Annotated in this window: 21 protein-coding genes; 15 read left to right on the top strand and 6 right to left on the bottom strand. The window is 70.4% G+C overall.

The annotated features are described in order from the left end of the window. The first annotated feature begins 91 nt into the window (after positions 1 to 91). Positions 92 to 1378 carry a hypothetical protein gene (locus OG906_RS41625; RefSeq protein WP_329449039.1) on the top strand — a complete coding sequence of 429 codons (1287 nt, stop codon included), beginning with the start codon at positions 92 to 94 and terminating at the stop codon, positions 1376 to 1378. A gap of 46 nt (positions 1379 to 1424) precedes the next feature. On the opposite strand, the gene OG906_RS41630 is transcribed toward OG906_RS41625, so the two are convergent. Continuing rightward, positions 1425 to 2429, bottom strand: a complete 1005-nt coding sequence (locus OG906_RS41630; protein WP_200725437.1) for a DNA polymerase Y family protein — start codon at positions 2427 to 2429, stop codon at positions 1425 to 1427. Next, positions 2426 to 5872: a DNA polymerase III subunit alpha gene (locus OG906_RS41635; protein ID WP_329449038.1), complete on the bottom strand. Its 3447-nt coding sequence runs from the start codon at positions 5870 to 5872 to the stop codon at positions 2426 to 2428. Before OG906_RS41635 ends, OG906_RS41630 begins: the two co-directional genes overlap by 4 nt. A gap of 227 nt (positions 5873 to 6099) precedes the next feature. On the opposite strand from OG906_RS41635, the gene OG906_RS41640 reads away from it, so the two are divergent. Continuing rightward, positions 6100 to 6441, top strand: coding sequence for a hypothetical protein (locus tag OG906_RS41640; protein WP_329449037.1), 342 nt, complete (start codon positions 6100 to 6102; stop codon positions 6439 to 6441). 90 nt (positions 6442 to 6531) lie between these two features. Continuing rightward, positions 6532 to 7494 (top strand): ATP-dependent DNA ligase, encoded by a 963-nt coding sequence (locus tag OG906_RS41645; RefSeq protein WP_329449036.1) that lies wholly within the window; start codon positions 6532 to 6534, stop codon positions 7492 to 7494. Between the two features lie 120 nt (positions 7495 to 7614). Here OG906_RS41645 and OG906_RS41650 read toward each other — a convergent pair whose 3' ends face one another. After that, on the bottom strand, positions 7615 to 8739 hold the full coding sequence (locus tag OG906_RS41650) for a hypothetical protein (protein WP_329449035.1): 1125 nt from the start codon (positions 8737 to 8739) through the stop codon (positions 7615 to 7617). 153 nt (positions 8740 to 8892) lie between these two features. Further along, positions 8893 to 10407, bottom strand: a complete 1515-nt coding sequence (locus OG906_RS41655; RefSeq protein ID WP_212728708.1) for a hypothetical protein — start codon at positions 10405 to 10407, stop codon at positions 8893 to 8895. Positions 10408 to 10652: 245 nt separating this feature from the next. Here OG906_RS41655 and OG906_RS41660 point away from each other — a divergent pair, with 245 nt between their 5' ends. From OG906_RS41660 to OG906_RS41690, 7 genes are all read left to right on the top strand, one after another. After that, a complete protein-coding gene (locus OG906_RS41660; RefSeq protein WP_329449034.1) occupies positions 10653 to 11138 on the top strand; it encodes a hypothetical protein in 486 nt (161 codons plus the stop codon). 3 nt (positions 11139 to 11141) lie between these two features. Continuing rightward, entirely contained in the window at positions 11142 to 12950 is a 1809-nt protein-coding gene (locus OG906_RS41665) for a hypothetical protein (RefSeq protein WP_329449033.1), read from the top strand. A 169-nt stretch (positions 12951 to 13119) separates the two neighbouring features. Continuing rightward, a complete protein-coding gene (locus tag OG906_RS41670; protein WP_249938703.1) occupies positions 13120 to 13602 on the top strand; it encodes a hypothetical protein in 483 nt (160 codons plus the stop codon). 153 nt (positions 13603 to 13755) lie between these two features. Then, positions 13756 to 14475, top strand: coding sequence for a prepilin peptidase (locus OG906_RS41675; RefSeq protein WP_200725445.1), 720 nt, complete (start codon positions 13756 to 13758; stop codon positions 14473 to 14475). Between the two features lie 298 nt (positions 14476 to 14773). Then, positions 14774 to 15133, top strand: a complete 360-nt coding sequence (locus tag OG906_RS41680) for an SH3 domain-containing protein (RefSeq protein ID WP_024127120.1) — start codon at positions 14774 to 14776, stop codon at positions 15131 to 15133. A 238-nt stretch (positions 15134 to 15371) separates the two neighbouring features. Further along, on the top strand, positions 15372 to 16214 hold the full coding sequence (trpA, locus tag OG906_RS41685) for a tryptophan synthase subunit alpha (protein WP_329449032.1): 843 nt from the start codon (positions 15372 to 15374) through the stop codon (positions 16212 to 16214). A gap of 198 nt (positions 16215 to 16412) precedes the next feature. Continuing rightward, positions 16413 to 17075 carry a GNAT family N-acetyltransferase gene (locus OG906_RS41690; RefSeq protein ID WP_024127122.1) on the top strand — a complete coding sequence of 221 codons (663 nt, stop codon included), beginning with the start codon at positions 16413 to 16415 and terminating at the stop codon, positions 17073 to 17075. A 258-nt stretch (positions 17076 to 17333) separates the two neighbouring features. Here the strand turns inward: OG906_RS41690 and OG906_RS41695 are convergent, their stop codons facing one another. Together OG906_RS41695 and OG906_RS41700 are read right to left on the bottom strand one after the other, a co-directional pair. Further along, positions 17334 to 17570, bottom strand: coding sequence for a DUF397 domain-containing protein (locus tag OG906_RS41695; protein WP_006379209.1), 237 nt, complete (start codon positions 17568 to 17570; stop codon positions 17334 to 17336). After that, a complete protein-coding gene (locus OG906_RS41700) occupies positions 17570 to 18475 on the bottom strand; it encodes a helix-turn-helix domain-containing protein (RefSeq protein ID WP_006379119.1) in 906 nt (301 codons plus the stop codon). The genes OG906_RS41695 and OG906_RS41700 overlap by 1 nt, the downstream gene beginning before the upstream one ends. Before the next feature lie 198 nt (positions 18476 to 18673). On the opposite strand from OG906_RS41700, the gene OG906_RS41705 reads away from it, so the two are divergent. The 5 genes from OG906_RS41705 (at position 18674) to OG906_RS41725 (ending at position 23911) form a co-directional block, all read left to right on the top strand. Beyond that, positions 18674 to 20170 (top strand): transcriptional regulator, XRE family protein, encoded by a 1497-nt coding sequence (locus OG906_RS41705; RefSeq protein ID WP_212728750.1) that lies wholly within the window; start codon positions 18674 to 18676, stop codon positions 20168 to 20170. Positions 20171 to 20225: 55 nt separating this feature from the next. Further along, positions 20226 to 21230: an asparaginase gene (locus OG906_RS41710; RefSeq protein WP_212728751.1), complete on the top strand. Its 1005-nt coding sequence runs from the start codon at positions 20226 to 20228 to the stop codon at positions 21228 to 21230. Between the two features lie 27 nt (positions 21231 to 21257). Then, entirely contained in the window at positions 21258 to 21722 is a 465-nt protein-coding gene (locus OG906_RS41715) for a PPC domain-containing DNA-binding protein (RefSeq protein WP_006378560.1), read from the top strand. 85 nt (positions 21723 to 21807) lie between these two features. Then, on the top strand, positions 21808 to 23157 hold the full coding sequence (locus OG906_RS41720) for a hypothetical protein (protein WP_006378694.1): 1350 nt from the start codon (positions 21808 to 21810) through the stop codon (positions 23155 to 23157). A gap of 16 nt (positions 23158 to 23173) precedes the next feature. Beyond that, positions 23174 to 23911, top strand: a complete 738-nt coding sequence (locus OG906_RS41725; RefSeq protein ID WP_006379247.1) for a 2'-5' RNA ligase family protein — start codon at positions 23174 to 23176, stop codon at positions 23909 to 23911. Positions 23912 to 23930: the final 19 nt, after the last annotated feature.

Genomic DNA, 23930 nt, shown 5'->3' on the forward strand with positions numbered 1-23930 from the left:
CCGGCCGGTGGCCCTGGCCGGGGAGATTGCTGTGTCGGACCGTGCGGGTAACCTCAGGGCGACACCAGACCGGGGACAGAGGGGGCGGCCGGTGAGCAGCCACTGGCATCGGGCCATCGCCGAGTTGAGCGCCAAGGGTGACGCCGCCCGAGCAGCCGCCCAGCGCGTGGACGACGCTCCGAGCACAGAGCGGACGACCGCCGTCGCGATCTCCTATGCGGCCGAGACCGACTATCTCCGCAGCGCGGGCATGCTGCTGCGTGCCCACCTGAGCGACCGGCGTCCGCCCCGGCGGCTACCGGTCGCCCTCATCTGGCCGTACTTCCGCGATGCGTGGAAGGCCCGGACGGTGGACCGGCTCGGCGGAGTGTGGCGGGCCATTCCCCGGGACGCCGCACTGGAGAAGATGCGCAGCGCCCCGACCGATCCTCTCCTCACCGCGGTCCTCGAGCAGGCCGAGGCCCTGCAGGCCAGCCTTCATGGCGAGCGGCAGGTGGACCGGCTGTACGAGTCCTTCATCCCCGAGCGGACGGGCCATGCAGTGGCCGATCTGGTCGGCGGTGGGGGCCGGTCGGCGCCCACGCTTCCCGGTTTCCCCGACCCGGGTCACCCGATCAACCGTGCCTTCCCCCAGGGCAGCGGAACGCGCATCCAGACCGGTCGTGAGGCTGAGTTCACCCGGTTGTCGAGCGACCGGTTCGCGGTGCACACCCGAGCCGTTGCCTTCGGGGACGCAGTCCTTGCACTCCTCGTCGAGCACCGGGCCGCAGGCGTCCCACCGCAGCCGGGGCGGCTGCGCGGCGCCGGGCGCTGGGTGGGACGCGAGCGGCAGCTGGTGCCAGACCGGGCGAAGTGGCCGGCGAAGCTGAACGTCTACCAGGGTGTGACCCTGGCCGGACTGGGCTGGCTGGTGCTCGCATGCACGGGGTTGCCGCTGACCTTCGGGAAGGAGGCCGACCTGCTGTCCCACGCCCTGTTGCTGTTCATGGCAGCTGGCCTCATCGCCTGCACGGGCATCGGGCTCGTCATCCGGTACGGACCGAAACTGATCAAGGGGCCCGGCTTCGGCGCAGCGGTGCCCGGCATCGCAGCGGGCCTGATCGCCCTCGTCGTGTGGCAGGGGCAGGGGCCCGTCGCGAGCTACTACTTCGCCGGCCCGTACGAACGCTACGAGCGGGAGTACGCGAACGGCTGCCTCGCGGCCTCCCCCTACCGGCACGATGCAGTCCAGGCCACGGCGGACGGCGGCGTACTCGTCGTCACCCCCATCAGCGGAGAGACGACGCTGCGCCTGGGGCCGGCCGAGGACGGCGGCACCCACCCGCTTGGGCCGCTGGACCAGGCAACCCGTGAGGTCCTCGACCGGTACGGGTGCTGAGACCGGACCTTGTCTGCGGCCCTGAGGTGGGGACTCGGAGCCGGAGTCACCCGAAGGTCGATGCCGCCCCTGCGATGCCGGGACCGTAGCGACGGCGCGCCCTGTCGAGGGCAGCCTCAAGGCGGAGAAGTTTCTCGTCGCGATCGTCGAGCGTGAGCTGGTGGACGGCGTACTCGGCGGGGCGAAGGCGTTCCGCTCGTAGGGCGAGCGCGCGGACCCGGGCGCGTTGGAGACCGAGGCCGGCGAGGAGGTCGCGGGCGGCGGCCGCCAGGGCGGGGGTGTGGGCAGTCGGCTCGGTGAGGCTGCGGGTGCGGGTGGTCTGGGTGCGGTCGGCGTAGGTGACGGTGAGCGTGAGGGCCTGGGTGATCTCGCCGGCCGTGCGCAGCCGGGCGCCGAGCTCCTGGACCAGGCCGAGGACCGTGCGGTGGTGCCGGTCAGGGTCGAGCTCGTCGCCGTCGAACCGGTGTCCGGCGCTCATGGTCTTGGGGGCGGCGCCCGGGACGACGGGGCGCTCGTCGCGGCCGTGGGCGAAGTCGTGGGCTTGCCGGGCCGGTCCGGTGCCGAGGATTCGCTGGAGCGTGGTGAGCGGGGTGTCGGCGATGTCGCCGACGGTGGTGATGCCGTAGCGGGCGAGGGTGCGGGCCGTCTTGGGGCCGATGCCGGGCAGGGCGGCGGCCGGCTTCGGGCGGAGGAACGCAGCAATCTCGTACGGGTCGTCGACGACCACCGTGGCGGCGCCGGGCGGGGTGGCGTCCGCGGCCATCGCCGCGATACCGCGCGTGGGACCGGCGCCGGCCGAGCTCTGGACGCCGTGGAGCGCGAGCAGGCGCAGGCGGAGCACGGCGATGAGGCCTTCGACATCGCGGTCCCAGAAGGTGAGGGCGCCGGTGAGGTCGACGTATGCGGACCAGTCGGCGGGCAGCGGCTCGATGCGGGGGCTGATGCCGTCCAGCACGGTGAGCAGGTGTCCGTACAGCTCGTCGTTGCGCTCCACGGGATGGAAGTGGATCCGCAGAATCGCGCGCGGCCGCGGGTTCCTGGCAGGGGTCATCCGGCGCTCCCTTGGCTCTTGTGCCCGAAGCGGGTGAGGTCGGCTGATCGGCTTCCGGCGGGCTGAAGATCGCTCCAGGGGTGCATGAGAGCGCCCGCGGTGCCGACGGGGATCGTCCGCGACGGGCTGGCCTGTGCGGGGGTGGGCGCGGGGGCCTGGCCCAGGAGCTCAAGGACGGCTTGCGGCCCGTGGGTGGCGCGGGCGGCGGCGAGCTCGTCAAGATCCCAGGCCATCTCGCCGACCACGGTGCGCCTCGGTCCGCGGGCTTCGATCTTGCCCCTGACCAGGAGTAGGCCGTGGTGGAAGATCGTGTGCGCGCACCGTTCGTGGGAGTCCTCGAAGAAGGCGAGGTCGACGAGGCCGGAGCCGTCTTCGAGGGTGACGAAGATGATGCGCCTCCCGGACGCGATCGGCGGAGTCTGGGTGGATGCTCGGACGCCGGCGACAAGGACGCGCTGTCCGGGATGCATGGCGCGCAGGTGCTTGGCGTCGGTGGCGCCGATCTCGCGCAGCAGCCGGTGGTGGTCCTCCATCAGGTGCCGGGAGACGTCGATCTTCAGGACGCCGAGCTCCGCCTCCAGCCGCTCGCGGGCGGTCATCTCCCGCAGCCCGGACGGGCCGGCGGCATCGAGCGGGGTGTCCAGCTGCAGCTGGCCGACGCCCGGCCGGCTGCGGGTCTGGCGGTGGAGCTCGGTCGCCTGCAGCAGCAGGTCCCGCCGCGACGCCTCCCCCTTGAGCGGGTCGAGGGCGCCGATGCGGATGAGCCGCTCGACCGTCGGGAGCTTGGGGTGAGCACGGGCGTAGAGGTCCTGCAGGGAGGTGAAGGGCTGGCCCTCGGCGATTCTCGTGACCTCGTCGTCCGAGATGCCGTGCACGGAGGCGAGGGAGATCCGCACGCCCCAGCCGGATGCGGTCTGCTCGACCGTGTACTGCGGCTGCGACAGGTTGATGTCGACGGGCAGGACGGGAACGTCATGGCGGCGGGCGTCGGCGACGATCACCCGGGCCGGCCACATGCCCGGGTCGTGCTCGAGCAGCCCGGCGTAGAGCGCGGCGGGGTGATGGGCCTTGAGCCACGCGGACTGCAGCGCCGGTACGGCGAACGCCACCGCGTGGGCCCGGCAAAATCCGTATGCCCCGAACGACGAGACGATCTCCCAGACGTTGTCCAGCACGGTCGGGCTGTAGCCGCGGGCCCCGGCGAGCTGCCGGAACCAAGCCTCGACCCTCGCCAGGCGCTGCTCGTCGCTGAGGGCGCGGCGGGCGACTTCGGCCAGCGCGCGGTCGCAGCCGGTCATGACCGCCAGGATGTCGATTATTTGTTCGTGCCAGATCGTCACCCCGTACGTATCGCGCAGGACCGGTTCCAGGTCGGGGTGCGGGTAGACGGGTGCGGCGCCGTGGCGGGCGGCGATGAAGAGGGCGGGCATGCCGCCCTGGACCGGACCCGGGCGGAACAGGGAGATGTCCGCGATCACGTCCTGCGGGCCGCGGGGCTGGAGCCGGCCGACCAGATCTTGCTGGCCGGGCGACTCGAGCTGGAACATCCCGACCGTGTCGGAGTTCTGGATGAGCGCGAAAGCGAACCGGTCGTCGAGCGGGACGTGGTCGGCGTTGTCGAGGTCGATCGCCCGGCCGGTCGTGCGGCGGATCTCCTTCACCGCGTGAGCCATGGCGGACTGCATCCGGACCCCCAGGACGTCCAGCTTGAGCAGGCCCATGTCCTCCACGTCCTCTTTGTCCGCCTGGAGCATCGGGTACTCGCCGCCCGGCGTGGGCTGCACCGGCAGCCGGTCCAGGAGGCTCACGTTGGAGAGGATCACCCCGCACGGGTGCATGGCGATTCCGCGCGGCAGAGCGTCCAGTCCTTCGGCGAGCTCCCATAGCGGCCCGAACTGCTCCGCCTCAGCAGCGAGTTGCCGCAGCTCGGGGAGCTCGGTTAGGGCCGAGCGGATGTCGCAGGCGCGGATGTGCGGGAAGGACTTCGCGATCCGGTCCACGGTGGCCGGCGCCAGCCCGAGCGCGAGGCCGGCATCCCGGAGGGCGTGCCGGGCGCGGTAGGTCTCGGGCATGCCCGTGACCGCGACCCTCTGCCGTCCGAAGCGGTCGATGATCCGGTCGTAGACCTCCAGGCGGCGCGCGGACTCGACGTCGACGTCGATGTCCGGCAGCGACGTCCGCCGCTCGGACAGGAAGCGTTCGAAGAGCAGCCCGTGTTCCAGCGGGTTCGCGGTGGCGACGAACAGGCTGTGGTTGACCATGGAGCCGGCGCCGGAGCCGCGGGCTGCGACCCGGATGCCCATGTCCCGCACATCGGCGACGACTTGGGCCACGGCAAGGAAGTACGGCTCGAAGTGCAGGCGGCCGATGATGCCGAGCTCGTAGTCGAGCTGGTCCATCGCGCGCTGGTCGATGTCGAGGCTGCGGGCGACCATGCCGCTCTCGCACCGCTGCCGCAGCAGCCGCATGGCCCCGTCAGGCCCCGGCTCGGCGCCGACCACGGAGGGCTCGGGGAAGTGCGGCACCCCGAGCCCCAGGTCCCGGGCCGGGTCGACGTCGCACGCGTCCGCGACCAGGGCGGTATCGGCGATCAGCCGCTCGGCGCGGCGTCGGTCCGCCCCGGCGGCGGCCGCCACCCGCCCGGCGATCTCGGTCATCGCGGGCCCGTCCTTGAGCCAGCGCTCACCGCAGTCCAGGCGCCGCCGGTCGATGGGCCGCAGCAGCCGGGCCGCGTCCAGCACGTCCGCGATCCTGTGCTGGTCCTGGTCGGCGTAGCGGACGGCGTTGGTCAGAACGGCCGGAATGGCAAGGCGGTCGGCGAGCGTCAGGGTGTGCGCGGCGAGGCGGACAGAGCCCGGGCCGGTGCCGGACAGGCCCCAGCACACGATCTCCAGCCGCAGTCCGTCGCCGGCGACCTGCCGCCATGGGGCGAGGAGTCGTTCGGCGACGTCCGGGCGGCCGGCGGCGAGGGCCCGCAGGGGCTCCGATGCGGGACCGAGCAGCACCGTCAGGCCATCGCCGGCGTGCTGGGCGAGCATCTCCCACGACGCTGTCGGCGGCCTGCCTGCGGGGAAGGCTTCGGCGTGCGCGCAGGACACCATCCGGCACAGCCGCGCCCACCCGCTCGCATCCTGGGCCAGGAACGTGGCCCGGAAGGAAGCCTCCGCAACATGGGCGCCGCCGCGTACTGGGGCCCGGTGGCGTACCTCGGCCGGTGGGACATGGGCGGCGACGCCGAGATCGACGCCGAATACAGGCTTCACTCCGGCGGCCGCGGCGGCCTTCGCGAAGCGCACCGTTCCGGTGACCATGTCGCGGTCGGTCAACGCCACCGTCCCGATCGCGCGTTCGGCGGCTCGGGCGATGATGTCGCGCGGGTGCGAGGCGCCGTAGCGGGCCGAAAACCCACTGCTGACGTGTAGGTGTGGGACGCCTCCTCGCATGACACCCTCCGCCCAGATACCCCCAAACCCGTACCAACCGATCCAGCCACTCTCGACTGTATCGAACATTAATTCGAACATGCGAGTTCCGGACATCATTGTTCGGCCATCCAGGGTCGCGAGGGAGGTGTACAGAAGGGGCAGGACCGCATGTCTGAGTACGTGACGCCCGAGATCTGAGTAGCCGATCGGCTGTGCGGCGCCGACCGCCCACCTTGGATGGGGGCATGAACGCCTCCGCACCCGCTTCCGCTCCCCTTGTGCAGTCTCCGGCCCCGAGGGAGCGCACACGACTGTGGGCCGCCCTGGCCGCACTCCTGTTCGTGCCGGCGGCCATGGTGACCGGGATCCTGACGCTGGCCTCGGAGCAGGCCTCCCGGTGCGTGACCTACGGCGAGCAGTGCACCCCCGGCCTGCCCAGCTGGGTGTTCGAGGGGAGTGCGGGCGTCGGCACGGTGGCGCTGCTTGTCGCACTGGCCGCGCCGGCCGTACGGATGCGGCAGGCGGCGCTCACCGTCCAGGTGCTTGCCGAGGGCACCGCGCTGCTGGTCATCCTCAGCCACGCCTGAGCCAGCAGCAGGCGCATCCGGCCGTATCGGCACCGAGTCCCGGCCGCCGGCCGAAGGGCGGGCGGGGGGCGGATCGCGTAGGAGTGGAGGGTGCACCTCTCGCCGCCCGTCGAGCCCATGCTGGCCCGCTCCGTGACCGCGCTGCCGCGCGCCGGATCAAGGCCGCCGCTGTTCGAACAGAAGGCGGACGGTTACCGAGCCCTCGTCTTCGCCCGCCCGACGCCCTACATCCAGTCCCGGCGTGGCGCGGACCTCGGGCCGGCGTTCCCGGAGGTCGTCCGGGCCGCGGCCGCCCTGGGTGTGGAGGCGGTCCTGGACGCGGAGCTGGTGGTGTGGAGCGAGCACGGGCTCGATTTCTCCGCCCTTCAGCGGCGAGCCCGCCGCCGGGGAGCCACCGCGGAGCACGCCGCCCGCCAGGAGCCCGCCCACTTGATCGTCTTCGACCTCCTGGAAGTCGCCGGAACCGTCCTCCTGGGCGAACCCCTTCACCGGCGCAGGGCTGCGCTCGAGGACCTCTTCACCTCGCGCCGGCTGGCCGCCCCCTGGGCCCTGTGCCCGCAGACCTCAGACCGGGAGACCGCGTTGTCCTGGCTGGACCCGGCCTGGGGCACGGTTGGCGTCGAGGGCGTCATGATCAAGGATCCGGGCTCCCGGTACCGGCCCGGAGAGCGCGGGTGGCAGAAGCTGCGGACGCGCACTACGGCGGAGGGGATCATCGGAGCGGTCACCGGAACCGTTCACGCTCCGAAGAGCCTCCTGTTCGGCCGTCTCGACCCCGCCGGCCGGCTCCAGCTGATCGCCCGCTCCACACCGCTGTCCCGGCCCGCGTCAGCCGAACTGGGCGTCGCACTGCGCCCCGCCGGGCAGGAGCACCCCTGGTACGGCCGTCGCTTCTCCGCCGGGTGGGGCGCCTCCGAGCCGCTCATCTTCCAGACCGTCGTACCCGACCTCGTCGCCGAGATCGATGTCGATACCGCTGTGGACCTGGGAACGTACCGGCACCCCGTGCGCTTCCTGCGAATTCGTGACGACATGACCTCGGGGGAGGTCTAGGTTCCGGGTGCTTCGCCAGCCTGCGCGGCCTGATGGCGCGGGCACGTCACCGGGACATGCCCGCGCATAGGCGGTGCCTCACTCCACGAGGCCCCGTTCGGGGCCCTGGCGCGCTGCGGGTCAGAACAGGACGGGCCGGGGCTGGTGGAAGTAGCCCGTCTGCTGGGCTGCGGCGATGGCTGCGGCGGCCGGGCTGTCTCCGCCGGCCGGGATGTGCGGATAGACGCAGTCGACAAGGTCGTACGACTGCGCGTCGCCGCATCCGGAGCCGACCACCGCGTAGACCGGCGAACTGTCTCCGCCGGCCTCGGTCCACACGCCGGGCCAGTCGGGATGCTGCTCGGTCACATGCGCGGCGCAGTGCCGGCACTGGACCTTCTGTTCCTTGCCGGTCGGCCGCCTGGCGGGCCGTGCCTGGGTCGCGTCGACGACGTGCGGCACCCTCTGCGGCGAGTCCATTCCGGTCAGGAGCGAGCGTTCGCAGGACGGCCCGAACTCGTTCTCCACGCTGACCCACACGTCCGGCCAGTGCGGGTGCCGGTTGGTGACCGGCATACCGCAGCCGGCGCAGCTGTGCGCGTCCAGACCTTGTGCCTGGAACAGGGTGAAGATCTCTGCCGGCAGAGGGTCGCAGACGCCGCCGGGTCCATCAGCGAGCGGTGGGAGGGCGAACAGCGGCAGGTCCTTCTCCGCGAGCCGTACGTCCTCCCAGGTCTCCAGCCCGGCCACGGGCACACTCTGTGTCCAGCCGACGCGGGGCACGCTGGTGGTCGACGGCCGCTGTACGACCTCAAGGTCGGGGCGGCGCAGCCCTGGGGGCACGTACTCGGACAGTGCCCGGCGCAGCTGCTCAACGGCCTGGTCCCGGTCCTCGGCGCTCAGCCAGGACGTCTTCACCAGCTCCCGTAGGTAGCCCCGCGGGTACAGCGTCACCTCGTACCGCCAGCCGTCCTCGCCCCGGCGCAAGCCCCGCTCGTACTCACCGGAGTCGTCGAACGCGAAGCACGACAGCAGACCGCCGGCTTCCTCCGCCGCTGCGAGCGCTTCGGCGACCGTCGCGAAGGAGTCGGTGAAGTCACCCCACGGCGTGCTCATCGGCTCGTAGTCGTCCATGGAGGTCAGACATGGCATCTGCGCCGCCAGCGCGTTGAAGACGGCGGTGTTCCGCGATGCTGCGGCCGTGCGCTGCTTCGCCTGCTTCGCGTGCTTGGCCGCCCGCTTCTGCTGCGCCCTTTTCCCCATCATGCCTGCCTGTGTCGAAGAGGTGGATCTCTCGCCGGTTCAACTGCATGGCGGGTTGTTCGTCACGTGACGCGGGCGAAGAGTGCCTGTGTGGCCGTGTCGAGGTGGTGGATGGGTGCGGTCTTGCACGCGGCCGCACCCATCGGTGTGGGTGTTTCAGTTGGTACGCGGCGGGGTCATCCGGGCGTGCAGCAGGGTGCTGCGGGTGAGTTCGCTGCCCTGCCTGTGGTCCTCGTTGAGGAGTGCGGTCAGGCCCTTGGGCGCCTTCCAGTGCTCGCGGAGGTTGAGGGTGGCGCCGAGGTCGTCCAGGAGCGCGTCGATGACCATCGCGGCTTCGCTGGGACGGTCGCCCCCTCCGTTGCCCCACCACAGGTGCTCGGAGGGTGTGCACGGGGCGGGGTGGACGTGGTCGTCGCTCGTCAGGACCCACACCGTGTGGTGCAGCACGACCGAGGTGAGTTCCGCGCCGCCGGCCGGAAGGGACAGCGGGGCGTAGAAGCGCCACACCGGCCTCCCTCCGTCGTCGGGGGTACGCAGGACGGGCATGTCGGTGAGCGGGTCGATGAAGAACGCGTCCGCCTTCTTGCCCTGGGCGAGGACGACGTGGGCGGCGGTCGGGTCGCACATGGTGAGCCGACGGGTCCACCGGTCGCTGATGGTGCCGGTGCTCACCGGCACCTCGGCGAGCGCGCCGAACGGCAGCAGGGCCGGCTCGCGGCCGACGGCGACTTCGAGGGCCGCGACGGCTTCCGGGTGATTGCTCAGGGCGAGCTTGCTCCAGCCGGCCTTGAGGATCTGGCGCTCGCCCCCGACGGGCAGGGGGTGGTGGCTGCGGTCGGGTACGGCGGCGATGGCAACGGGATTGCGGGTTTCGCCGTATCCCTCCTTGCCGAAGATCTCGTTGTCGTGCGTGGTGTGGTCGATGCGCTCGTTACGGATGTCGTTGGCCATGTCCGTCGCGGCCAGGTGTGAGGTGACGTCGAAGGCGTCATTGCGCGCTGCGCGGCGCAAGATCTTCTCGTTGGCGTTGGGCGGCACCTCCACGACGGCCGCCGGAGCGCCGGGCTGCCACTCACGGATCAGCTGGGGCAGGCGCAGCAGGTGAGGCCACCAGGGCAGATCCTGCCCGGCGAGTGCGGCGACGTCGCCCCAGTCGGCTTCGTACTCGATGCCCGGGTGCGCGGTGTCGGAGGCGACCAGGGACGGCCCGCGGAAACTCATGTCCCCGTACAGGGCGCAGACGGTCACCACACTGTCCGGGTTGCCGGAGGCGGCAAGGGCGGAGGCGACGTCGGTGGCGACCCTTCGATCGTCGCAGTGCACGACGCGGATCGTGCCCACGGCGGTGTGCCAGTCGAGCGCTGGCCCGCGCACCGTGTCCTGGAATCCGGCCCACCGGCCGGCCGGCAGGTCCTGCTCCCGCGGGCGCAGCAGGACGGCGCCGCGGTGGGTGAACTCGGGGGTGTCCGCCGCCCATCGGTAGACCTGGGTGCCGTCCCAGACCTCCTCGGGCTCCTTCTTCTCGCCGAACCCCGCGAACGGGTTGTACGGCGGCTCGGTCGGCTGTGGGAAGTCGTCGTACTTGCGTGCCAGGCGCCACAGCCCGAAGGAGTTGATGCCCAGAATCTGCTGGACCTCCGCCCTGGACAGATAGCTGTCACTCACGCCCATACCGCTGCTCCTCACCGTCCCCAGAGCCGAGTTGGCCCAGGCCAGATCATGGAGCGGACCGGGCAAGCAGCACGCCAGAGCCGCTCTTCCTGCCCTGTTTCCCACCCGCATTGGCCGAGAAGGTGCTGTTGCCGCCGCGGATCAGGGCGTGACGGGCTGCAAAGCCCGTACAGGTCACGGCACTCGGGAGGGTGAGCAACCGAGAACGCCCCGGGCCGGCGCAGCGCAGCCCGTACGCTTTCCCCGTGACGACCGCCCCCGCCCCGCAAGCTGTCCAAGACCTTCTGCGGCGGGCCCTGCTCGCCTTCGACGCCCGCGCCCTGCACACCGGCGGTGAGGCCGGCGCCCATACTGCTGTGTTCCTCGGCGACCTGGCCGCGGACATCCTGCCTGCCATGGACGCCGCCGAAACCGAAACGGCTCGCGAGGAGCTCGCGGAGGCGTACCGGTGCCTCTCGTTGGCGGGCGAGAACCCGCTCCGCCAGAGCTGCACGGAACGCGAGTCGATGGTGAACATCGCCGTCCACGCCCTGGCCCGAGCCATGTTGCGCTGCGACACCGGCAGGACCCCGTCGGAGGAGGAGGTGCACGAGCTGCTGAGTGGTCTGTGGACCGCCTCGCTGCTGGCGTGGGCGCAGATCTTCCCCGCCCACCTGGACGGCGGGTCACCGCCGTGCGCCTGCGGAGCTCTGGGCACGCGCCCGGTCATGGCCCCGGCGACGGGGGCCTGAGCGGTGCGGCGGGCCTTCCCTGAGATCTCCGGCCGCGGGCTCGCCGCCCTCGGGACCGAGCTGCCGGCCCTGGCCGCGATCCGGGTGGCCCTGACCGGCGGCCGCAGCGGGAAGTTCCACGTCCCCCACCCCGACCTGCGCCGCTTCAGTTCCGACGCTTGCCGGTTCGCCAAGCCGGCCGCCGAGGCCTCCACTCATCCGCTCGTCGAGGTCTTCGCGCAGATCTGCAAGAAGTGCGACATCGTCCTGCCGAAGGCGCCCGATGCCCTATGGCGGGCGGCCGCTTTCGCCGCCCAGCGCCAAGACCAGCTGGACCGCTGCCGGACCGACCGGGAGCCGCAGACCTGGCTCGGGTACGCGCGGCACGCCGCCCGGTGGGCACCGGGTGACGACGAGCAGTTCCGGCGCTGGCTGGACACCGCCCGCACCGACTCCACTTTGGCCGCCGATGCCGCCGTGCTCGCCGACGCCTGGCAGCAGCTGGCAGCCCAGTTCCGCGGCTTCCTGGAGGAGTACGCCGCCCAGTGCCCTGAGGTCGAGGCATACAACGGCGCCCGGGACGCGGTGCGACGCTGCGCCGACACCGACCAGCGCCGGGAGCTGGACCAGATCGGCGCGGCGGTCGGCAACCTCTCGCGCCGGCGGGCCCGGATGTACGAGCCAGAACCGCGCCTGGACGTGTGGACCCTGGTATGCGGGGTGTGGCTTGCGGCCCGCTCGCGAGGCCGTGGCGCCGAGCAGTCCGCCGACCTGGCCCGCGCCGCCGTCGCGGACGAGCTGAAGGGCGCCCGAGTGCGGGACGTCACCCGGCTGCCCGTGCCGCCGCGCACCCCCAGCGACCGGCACGCAGACCCGGCAGCGTGGGCGGACGCCGAGCTGGCCCTGTGGTGGCCGCAGGCCGTGACAGCCGCGTGCACCCGCCTTGAGGAAGAGTTCGAGGCGGAGTCCGCCGCCATGTCCGCGCGACTGCTGCTGGTACGCGACTGGCCGCTCACCGGCACCCGCGACACCCCGGTCGCCTACCTGGCCGCCTCCCCCGTACTGGGCCCGGTCGTCCCCCACGGGCACCGCGAGGTCGACGACTACGTGTCCTGGAGCGGCGGCGACACCGCCGGACCGTCCTACGCGGCGGTCGTTGCTGCCCCGGCGCACCTGGTGGCGAAGCTGGAACGAGAACAGGCAGCCCAGCCCTCCCACTACGAGCCGCGGTTCACCGCCGGCGGCCCAGTCACCGGCGGCGCGGCAGACCAGGCCGCAGCCGAGACACTGCTGCGGCAGGCGTTCCCATTCCTGCCCGGCGACGGCGACCGCGAGCCGTCTACCCCGACGGACGAGGTCCTCGAGCAGCGCCGCGCCCGGCGTGCGGCCGACCGGCCGTGGCGCGACGGAGCGGGCGAGGAACGCACCTACCGCATCGCGAGCGCCCTACGCGACGGGTACGGCTGCTGGATTCCCGACAGCCCACAGGCCCTGGCCGAGCTGGAGGAGATGGCGCCCTGGCTGCGCTGGAGCGCGCTGCGCCTGGACGTGCTGTGCGGCCGTGACGCTGAACAGCACTCGTGGGCCACCCTGTTCGGGACGCTCGAAGCCGTCGACAGCGCCGGCATCGCACTCAACCCCGGCGGCCGACACCTGCCGCTGCACGTCCCCGTGCACCGGATCGTCGCCCTGACCGGCGCCCCGCACTGGGAGCGCAGCCAGCAAACCCCCGCACTGTGGCAGCCCTACCAGCTGCTTCCCACGCCACCCACAGGTCCGGGCTCCGAGCCCGGCCGCCTTCGCGTCGTACCGGGATCCGCCGGCGCGCGCTGACCGATTTCCGAAAATGACCGCCGCACCCCGCACCGGGACCGGCCGGCTGCGGAACACCGCCCGCAAAGTGAGATCCGGGTCACAGCCGTAGCGTCCAATCGTGGACGACGGCGCACCCCCTTCCATGACCATGATCGGACCCTCACCGCGACCAGGAGGGGGTACCGCTGTGCCGGTCCTGCGCCAGCTCACGACATGCACCGCACCGTCGACCGTCGTCATCGAACGCCGCACCCGGGCACGGGACCGGCCGATGGACTACCGGCTGGAGGTCTGCCACCGTCACCGTTGGCTGGCCAACAGCTGGACCGGGCGGCGCGGCCCCGAGGGCGCCGGCGGCCGGTGTGGCACCGTCACCGACTACCGGCCCTTCGCCGCGATCGTGCAGTCCCATGCCGACCTGTGGCTCCGAGCGTTAACTACGAACGCCCCCGAGGACCACGGTGGCGACCTCGCGGCCGCGCTCCGCGCGGGATTCGAGTGGCTGACCACCTACCGGGAGCCGACCGGTGTGGCCACAGCACTGGAACACGCGGCCCGGATCGCCGAGGCGACCGCGGCCGGCACCTTGCAGCCGGCCGAGGGCCAGGCGCAGGTCCTGGCCGCGCTCAACCTGGCGGAGACTCTCGACGCCAGCGGACGGGGAGCATGAGCCGGCGCTTCGGGTTCTGCAGCCCGGCGGCCTCACCGGGCGCGGTGTAGGGACTCACGGAGGCGGGCTGGAGGGAGTCGTCGCAGCGAGCCGTAAGGTCGAAGCAGACCGGCCCGTCACGGTGAGGCCGGGCTGTGTACGTAGGAGTCTCTCTTGTCCGCCCTCAGCGTTGCCCTGACCGCCGTCGTCGGAGCCCTGGCCGGTGCTGCGGCCCGCCCTGCGGTCTTCGCCCGCTCGGTCCCGGCGCCCGCGTCCGCCCGCAGTGCCTGCCCGCACTGCGGCAGCGCCGTCCTGGGACGCCGGCTGCCCGTACTGCCCGTCTCCGGACGCTGTCCGGCGTGCGCACAGGCGATCGGACCGCGCGCCCTCGTGCCGGAGACGGTGGCCGCCGCCGCGTTCGCCGTGGTCGCAGCGGGCGCAGCGAGCGGCTGGTTCGCCGCCGCCCAGTACTGGGTCGCCGCGTGCGGTGTCGCCCTCGCGCTGATCGACCTCGCCGTGCAACGGCTTCCCGACGTGCTCACCCTCCCCGCCTGCGGCGGGACTCTCATCCTGCTCACCGCGGCCGCGCTGGCCGGCGAGACCGGCAGCCTGGGCCGCGCGGCGGCCGCCGCCGGCGTGCTCACCGCCGTCTTCCTCCTCATGGCGTTCTCCGGCGCCATGGGACTCGGCGACGTCAAGCTCGCACCGGCCATCGGGGCTCTCCTGGGCTGGAGCAGCTGGACGGCCCTGTTCTGGGGAGCAGCCGCGGGATTCGTCGTCGGCGCGGTGTCGGAGGTAGCACGGCTGACGGCCCGCCGCGCCCGCCGCACGCACGTCTCCTTCGGCCCCTACATGGTCATCGGGGCCCTCGCCGTCTCCGTCACCACAGCCTGACCGTCGCCGCCGCGGGGCTCTCGGAAATACCGCTTCCTGTAATAGCTCTTCCTGCATATCGATTCCCGGAACGGCCTCTACCTGACACCACCGTTCCGGAATGCGGTTTCACGGAATAAACCGAGCCTGGTCAACTCCCCTGCTCAGCAAGAAGATCGAATCCGGAACGAAGACGAACCTGTCGGGTTCCGGATTCCCTTCTCGCTCGCCTTCATCGCGCCGCCTGAGCACCGCGGTGAAGAAGCCTTGCACAGGCGGCCGAGCGAATTCTGGCCGACGACACCAGGAAGAGCCGCACATGAACACCCTCACCCGCCGAGCCGCGACCGTGGCATCCACCGGCGCGCTGCTCCTCGGCGGCGCCGTCGCCACCGCCTCGACCGCCAGCGCCGCGACGGTCGGCAGCGGCGCCTGCACCCACCAGATCAAGATCAACACCGACGTGTACACAACGGTGAAGTTCCGCACCGGCCCGGGCACCGGATACACCGCCACCGGCCAGCTCTCCAAGGGCACCGACGTGTACTGGCAGTGCAACAAGGGCCGCAACGACAAGCCGGGCGCCTGGGGCTACGTCACCGTCAAGTCCGGGGCTCACAAGGGCCAGAAGGGCTGGGTCGCCGCCCAGTACATCAACGTGCCCATGCAACTGGACTGACCCTCACCGGCCGACGGAGACGAATCGAGCTCTCCCGGCCCACCAGCGCCTGAGCCGACACCTCGTGAAGGCTCAGGACGACGCAACGGCGGCCCGGCCCCCTGTGATCCCGGGCCGCCGTCGGCGTACCCGCACGCGGAGCCCAGCTCCCACCTCGCAGGGCCTCCATCGCCTGCTTCGCAGCCCCGGGCCGGGCTGACCACCGTCGGCCGGCCGATCGAGCCCCAGGACGGGCACTATGAACCCCACCCCTTCGTCACTCGACGCACCGCCATCCCGCCTGGGTCAGGCCCTGGCCAACGCTCGCGGACAAGGCCGGGCCGCACTCGCCGCCTACCTCCCCGCCGGCTACCCCACGCTCGGGCAGAGCCTCGACGCCCTGCATCTCTTGTCGACGACAGTCGACGTGATCGAGATCGGCCTGCCGTACACCGACCCCCTCATGGACGGCCCGGTCATCCAGCACGCCGCCGCACAGGCCCTCCGGGCTGGCTTCCGCACCGAGCACCTGTTCACCACCGTGCGCGAGCTCGCTGCTGCCTCCAACACCGCGCTGGTCGTTATGAGCTACTGGCAGCCCATCCACCACTTCGGGTCCTCCCGTTTCGCCCAGCGACTCGCTGCCGCTGGCGGGACCGGCGTGATCATCCCCGACCTGCCCGTCGAAGAGGCCACCGACTGGTTGAGCGCCGCCCACGAACACCACTTGGACGCCGTGTTCGTCGTCGCCCCGAACGCCACCGATCAACGCCTGGCCCGCGTGTGCGCCGCCGCCAGCGGCATGGTCTACGCCCCTGCGACGGCCGGCGTCACCGGAGGCCAAGGCCCACTTCACCCCGGCCTGCGCACCTTCGTCGGCCGCCTGCGCACCCTCACCAACCTCCCCGTCGGCGTCGGCATCGGCGTCTCCACCCCGGAGCAGGCGGCCTGCGTCGGCTCCTACGCCGACGCGGTCATTGTCGGATCCGCATTCATCCGCGCCATCGAGGCCACCCCTGGGCCGGCTGGCGCCCACCAGGCCGCCGTCCTCGCCCAGCGCCTCGCCGACGGGCTGCGCCGAGCCGTGCCTACCGCGGCCTGAGCGGACTTCAGCCGGGTTGGGACCTGCCTGTTAAGAGCGCTTTCCGGGCATCCCTCCACGTACCGGCATGGTTCATCAAGCGTTTCGAAGTGCTCTGGCGGGAAAGTTGTAGCTACCAGGAAGTAGGCCTTTAAGGTTCCGCCCAGCACATCAACTTGTTGACCCGCTCGTGGACGAGCACACACAGGAGCGGACCGCATGCTCGCAATGCGCCCGGCTACGCCGGAAGACCAACCCCGCCTCGCCCTGATGATCCAGGCCCGCTCCGACTGGATGAAGGACAAGCAGCTCCCGAGCTGGCGCAGCTGGGGAAAACACGTCCACGAGCTGGCCGGCAACTGCACCAGGCACCCGAGCGAGATGTGGGTCCTCACCGAAGACGACCGGATCCTGGGCTGCACTACGGTCCTCCGAACCGCGGCACCCTGGACCTGGACCGCCGACGAAGCGGCCGAGACTGCCTACTATCTGAACGGCACCGTCACCGACCCCGCTGTACGGCACCGCAAACTCGGCACACTCATTGCCGATTGGGCCGTCGACCACGCAGCCCGTGCAGGCATCAGCCACGTCCGCCGCGACTGCAGCTCTGCAGCCCTCGCCGCGTACTACCAGCAGCAGAACTTTCGACTCATCCGTAGTGTGGCGACCCTCGGCGGCCACACTACGTACGCTCTAGAGCGGAAGGCCGAGCGAGTACCCTCTCTCGCCGGATGGCTCATCACCAGCGAATCTTCAGCCGTGATTTCCAGGAGTCTGCGAAATGCCCTATCAGGGGCTGCGCGATCAAATGCTGCCGAGGCCCGGCGGCTCTTCACGAATTCGCTTCGCCGGCCAGCCGAGGCGCCAGCCATTATCTAGACTGCGCGAGTCCTGAAATTTCGCCGCGCATGGGCTCCCGTTAGTCAGTCCTGCCGTGCAGCATGAACGGCCTTTCTCCCTCAGGACCGTCGGCGCCGGGGCCTGGGGGGCGGCCCGACCAACAAGACGACCCCTATCGCTATCGAACACACCAAAGCGGCGGGTCGCCCGACCGGAACGAGCCCGCCGCTGTCGCCACAGTTCTGCGTCGACCTTCTCAGCGTCCGATTTGTAGCGTGATCGCCTGGAAGTTGGGGTCTACAAGCCGAGCAGGAAGTCGAACTCACCGTCCTTCGCCCCCAGCAGCCAGGCCTTGGCCTCGCCGGGGGTGTAGACGTGCGGGAGGCGATCCGGGTTCTTCGAATCGCCCACCAGGACGAACCCGTCCTGCGTGCCGACCCTGACGCAGTCGCCCCCGCCACCGCTGTGCGAGGACACCACCCACTCCACGGCCGACAGGTCGAACTCGGAGGGGGCGGGCTTGCTCTTGCTCACTACTTCTCCTTGATCATTTCCTCGATGAGGACGCGCGTGTCAGCAGGGCTCAGAGCCCGCTTCCATAGATCGGTGAATACCTCGTCGTAGTAGGCCACGTCATCGGGTTGGTCGAAGTAGACCGACCTCTTCGCGAGCTCGCACCAGACAACGTCCCTGGACGCCTCGTCGAACCCCATTAGAACGAACGGCCCAGCAAGGCCTGGGTGGCTCCCGATACTGTCCGGCAGCACGCGGATTTCAATCTTCTCCTCCTGCGACACACGCAGGAGGCGCTCGAGCTGCCCGTGCCGGACCTCTTCGTCGCCCACCTTGCGACGCAACGCCCCCTGTTCGAGCAATGCCTGGAACTCGCGAAGCGGACTCCCGCCGAAGACCTGCTGTTGCCGATCCATACGGACGTCGACGAGACCGCGGACATCCGCTGCACTGAGTTCGGGGCGCATGCTCGCGATGGCATGTCGTGCGTAGAGATCAGTTTGGACAAGACCCGGCGTCAGGTGCGGTTGATAGTTCCGGATCCGCGACGCGCGCCGCTCCAGTTGGAGGTACCCCTCGAACTTCATCGGTCCGAGTAGCGCTGCGTGGCGTCGCCAAAGCGCCGGCCGACGTCGGCGACCGGCTGGAGTCGTGTCCACGCTCAGCAAGCCGAGCACATACCGTCGCGTCTCGGGTTCGGCCCCGTACAGGTCGAGCAGGCCCTCTACGAGGTCGCTCGGCAGTGTCTTCTGCCTGCCGTTCTCGATCTTGCTCAACGTGGAGACGTTGGTCCTGATGCTGCGTTCTCGCATGAGGAGTTCGACGGTCGCGCCCTGCGTCAGGTCGCGGCGCTCTCTCAACTCCTCCAGCCGACTGCCCACTTCGCTGTGCGTGAGTGACCAGGGGGCCTCGTTCGCATCCGCCATGGTGGCCAGTGTGGCGGTCGGTCCGGCTTGCGACAACCAATTCTATGAAGAAAATTTCTAGGTTGTGTTGCGCAGGACACAGATGGAGGAGCATCCTGACCGAGGTCACGATCTGTGTTGTTGGTGTCGCGCCGTGTGGGATGTGTCCGCTCCACCGTGAGAGCCGCGCTCCGTAGCTGTTCGAGGAGGGCCGTGTTGATGCCCCACCCCAGCTTGTTCCACGTCATGCTCGTGGAGCGCCGGTGGGACCAGTGGAGCGCGTTCTGTCTTCAGTTCGAGCGCGCAGCCCGTGATCTGGCGGGGGAGCTGGGCAAACCGAGGCTGGCCAGTGTCACGGTGTCGCGGAAGAGTTTCCACCGGTGGGCGAAGGGCGACTGGTATGGACGGCCCTGGCCCGACACCGCTCTGATCCTCGAACATCTCTTCAAGGTCCCGGCAGCCGATCTGTTCAGCCCAGCACCGGCTCTCATCCCATCAAGCGCTTCTGTGCCCGAGGGCGAGGCTCTGCGCGCCTCCGTGTTCGTCGCAGAGCAGTGGCCCACGAGCCGGTTCTTCATGGCGCCCGGTGAAACGGTCGGCGGGTGGGAACTGGCCGGTCGGCAGACACTGGACGGCACGACAGCGGCTGTCGCCTTCCGCGCCGCCACTGGTGACGGTTGCCTCGCCCACCTCGACGCTGGCGACGCGGGAGCGTTGTACGAATTCCTCCGACCAGCCCGTCGCGGCTTCCTCATCGGCGTTGACGACCGGGAGTCGCCGCAGCTCTTCGTCGTCGACGCCGCGATCGCCCGCCGTGACAGAGCGGCATCGGCCGGGCAAGGCGCGTTAGCCCTGCCGAAGGGTCACTTACTGGATGACCTCACGTACGGCTTGGTGTGGTCCCTCGTGCAGTTGGACGACGGACTCCTGGCCGACGACTTCGCTCTTGAGCAGGAGCAGAAGGTACTGGAGACGTACCTCGATCTCCCGCGATCGGCTCCCAGTCGCAGGACCGTTCCTGACCTCACGAAGGCAGGTGCCCAATGGCTCGGATCCACCTACTGTGCCCGCCACATCATGCGGCGGCTGGAGGGCCTGACGGAACCCCCGGCGTTCTGGACCCGTGAGCAGACGGGCGAGCAAGCCGCCGCGTGGCTGTGGCTCAGGCACAAGACTGACTACCTCCAGACCATCTCGGCGCGCTATGCCGGCTCCGCCCCGCTCTCCCGCGCCTTCTGCATTCCCGAGACCGAGGTGAGCCGCAGCGGCAGGTACGAGCGGATCCTTCTGCTGCTGGCCATCGCGCTAATGGAACTGCACGGGGTTCGTGTGGATGTGCTGTCCAAGCCTGAGTACTCCCACGTCGACGGCTTCGCCTTGGTCCCGGGGCAGCGAGCCGTGGTGGCCAACTGGGCGCGGACAGACGAGGAGATCTGGGCTGTCGACACCGTCACACGGCGGCCAGCCCTGCGGGAGTACAGCGAGGCCCTCGGCGAAGCGCGGGAGCACAGCGTGATGCAGGGCCCCGACCCGGAAGTCCGGCTCCGCTCCATGGCCGGATACCTGGACATCGACTGGGTGTGGCTGGTCGAGCGGTCCCGTGAGATGCGCGAATGCGGCACGGCGAGCATCGTCCGCCCGCGCAGCCGGCACCTGACCGCGGAATCCCTCGACGAGGTGTTCGCCTTCCTCGCCTCTCTTGCCCCGGACCGCTGAGAAGTCCGACGCTGCTTCCGCACTCCTTGATCCGCTTCTTCGAAAGGTAGCCCTCATGGACCCCAGCCCTAGGGCCCAGCTCCCCTCCGCTCTGGTTCTCTCCCTTGGCGGCACTATCGCGATGGCGGCCCCGGGAGCAGGACACGGCGGCGTAGCGCCCCGGTTGACCGCCGAGGACCTCGTCGCCGCGGTTCCGGAGCTCGCCGAGGAGGCCGAGCTGGAGCTGCGGGACTTCCGAAAGATCCCCGGAGCGTGGCTGGAGATCGACGACATCGCCGCTGTCGCCGAGCTGCTCAACAAGCAGGCCGCGGAAGGGACGACCGGATTTGTGATCACCCAAGGGACCGACACCCTGGAGGAGGTTGCCTACCTTCTCGACCTGCTGTACGAGGGGGCGGCGCCCGTCGTGGTTACCGGCGCCATGCGCCACGCGCAGATGGCCGGGGCCGACGGTCCGGCCAACGTCCTCGCCGCGGTGCGCACCGCCGTCAGCCCCGAAGCGCGCGAGATGGGTGTCCTCGTCGCCTTCGCCGACGAACTGCACGCCGCCCGCCACGTCCAGAAGATTCACAGCACCAGCCCGTCGGCCTTCTCCTCGCCCGGGGCTGGCCCGGTCGGATTCCTGATCGAAGGCCGGCCGCGGTTCCAGTTCGCCCTGCCGCGACAGCCGCGCGTCGAGCTGCCCCTGATCCGCCCCGCCTCCGTCGAGGTGATCGAAGCCACGCTCGGAAGTGAGGGCGCCTTCCTCGACGCAGCGAGCTCCCTGGACGGCCTGGTCGTCGCGGCCTTCGGCGCTGGCCACGTACCCCGGACGTGGGCTCCGCGGCTGGGCAACTTGGCCTCCCGCTTCCCGGTCGTCCTCACCTCAAGGACGGGGGCGGGGAGCGTCCTTACCGGCACTTACGACTTCGGCCCGGGCTCCGAGACCGACCTCCTGGGCCGTGGCCTGATCAACGGCGGCCGGCTTGAGCCGCGTAAGGCCCGGCTGCTTCTGCTGGCGCTGCTGCGCTCCGGCGCCGATCAGACCACGATCCAGGCCGCTTTCGCGGCGCACCGCTGACCCACCGAGACCCACGATCGGATCATCATGCGCGCCACCGAGATCACCGTCGGCCGGACGTTCGCCGTCGTCTTCGAGCACGGTGAGGACTTCTACGAGTCCCTGGACCGCTTCTGTCGCGAGGCCGGCGTCCGGGCGGGCCACCTCACCTTCATCGGCGGCTTCAGTCATGCCCGGCTGGTGGGGACCTGCGAGCCCTTGGAGCACCCAGAGCGCCCGCTGTGGAAAGAGGTCGAAGTCGAGACCCTGGAGGTCCTTGGGAGCGGGACGCTCGCCTGGGACCCCGACCAGGAGCGAGTCGCCCCACACATCCACATCTCGGCAGGGCTCAAGGCGGACTCCGCCGACGGACGCACCAGCCATCTGCAAGGCGGGACAGTGCAGTTCCTTGCCGAGGTCGTCATCGAAGAGTGGACTGCCCCGGAGGTAACCCGCCCACGTGACCCCGGCCTGTACGACGTGCCCCTGCTCACGTTCGGCCGGACGGACTGACGCCCTGGCCGACGCGGCCAGTACGCCAGGACCTGGCCAGCGGAGCACATGCATTCATCCGGAGCCCACCTGAAGGGGACGGCAGGTGCACACCACCACACGATTCGCCCTCCTGGTGCAAGAACGGCACTGGGACTCGTACGAGGTCTTCTGCATCCGCTTCGCCAAAGCGGCGGCGCGAGCGGCCGAGAAGGAGAACAACCCGCGGCTCGCACGCACCGACATTGCCCGCAGTACCTACGCCCGCTGGATGGGGCGCAAGGGTGCGATCTCAAGCACCCCCCGCCGTGATGCCGCCCTCGTCCTTCAGCACATGTTCAACATGTCGCCCGAGCGGCTCTTCGAACCCATCGACGCCAGCTCCTGGAGCTCAGGGCACCGCAGCACCGCCCCTGTCGCGCCCGCGGATCCCCCCGGATTCGACGACCCTCTGACCATCGTGAGCCAGACTCACAGGCTGACCAGCTCCAACGCCGACGACCCCGTCCTCGGCATGGTGAGGGGAACGATCGCCAGCATCGTGGCCCGGTACGAAACGCTCGGGCCCCAGCATCTGGCAGGGGAAGCCAGGATCATCCGCGAGACGCTGCACGGCATCCTCGCCGGCCACCAACCGCCCCGTACGAGGACGGAACTCTTCCGGCTTGCATCACAGGCCTCGGGACTTCTCGGATACATGGCCGTCAACGCCGGCGCCCGCTACGAGGTGGTCGACGCCTACTGCTCGGAAGCGGAGACCTTGGCCCGGGAGGTCGGCGAGGTGGCCATGGAGATGTGGGCGAACGGCACCCGCTCGCTCGGCCTCTACTACCAGAAGCGTTATGCGGACGCTGACGACGCCGCTTCCGCGGGTATCGCCCTCGCCCCGGGCCACCCCCAGGCCATCAGACTGCTGGTCAACGGCCGTGCCCGGGCGCTCGCGCGCATCGGCGATCGCGCAGGAGCTGAAGCAGCCATCGGGCACGCCCTCGAACTCTCAGACCGCCAGACGTCACTCCCCGACGGCCTCACCTCGTGCATCAGCTTCGAGCCCTACTCCATGGCGCGCTCCCTCGCCAACGCCATCACCACACGGCTGTCCCTCGGGGACACCGCGGAGGTCCTGGCCCACGCCGACCAGATCGAAGAGCTGATCGAGCATTCACAGTCAGAGTGGAGCCGTGCCCTGGTCGGACTGGATGTGGCATCCGCGCTGCTGAAGCAGGGCTCGCCCGAGATCGAGCACGCCATGGCGCGGGGCCGCCGCGCCCTGAGATCAGGCACCGGTCGGCCAATCAAATCCGTCTGGGAGAGGGCGGTCGAGCTCTACCAGAACGCCGAGCGGTGGCACGACGAAGCTGAGGTAGGGGACTATGCCGAGGAACTGCGGACTTGGCAGTCACAACCGCAGGTCGGTCTGATCGCCGTCGGCTGGGCGTCGCAGATCGCACCCTGACCCTCCGAGGAGCTACGTGTCGCCCGAGCTGGACACCGATCCCAGCGCCTTTCCCAGCGCGCCGCCTGCCAGCCTCGACGATCCCGAAGTGATCGTCGAGCACGACTGGCGGGCGTTCCAGCGGGTCGAGCGCATGGCCGATCACTGGGACCGGCCCGGGTGGTCGGATCGGCAGCGCAAGTACTACTGGATGCACACGTTCCCGGACCCCGGCCAGTTGCTGCAGCGGACGGAACACTGCCAACGGGCTCTGCAGCACCTGGGCATGGATCCTGTCCCCGCCGACGGTCTGCACGTGACCCTGCTGCGCGTGGGCGCAGTCGACCAGGTATCGACCGCGCAGGTGGAGCACCTGCTCGACTTGACGCAGGAGCTGCCCGTCAGCGCTTTCCACGGCCTCGCTCACCCTCTGGCCGGCTCACGGGGCGCCGTCCGTTTCAGCCTCACGCCCTGGAAACCGCTGGTCCGCCTCCACGCCGCCCTTCACGCTGTGGGAAAGCAGGCCGGCGTCCCCGGCGGCGCTCCGACGACGGCGTTCCGCCCGCATCTGGGTATCGCCTACAGCAACCAGGAGCGATCCGCGCCCGCGGTCATCGACGCCGTCGAACCTCTGCGGTCTCTCCCGCCGGTGCCGCTGCACTTCACGACCGTGGATCTCGTGGAACTGCGGCGCCAGGACAGAACCTACCGCTGGAGGACCATCCGCTCGGTTCCCCTGCCCTCCTCCGCAACCTCGCGGACTACGCTCGCCTAGAAGGTGATCGCACAATGGA

The sequence above is a fragment of the Streptomyces sp. NBC_01426 genome (genome assembly GCF_036231985.1).
Lineage (GTDB): Bacteria > Actinomycetota > Actinomycetes > Streptomycetales > Streptomycetaceae > Streptomyces.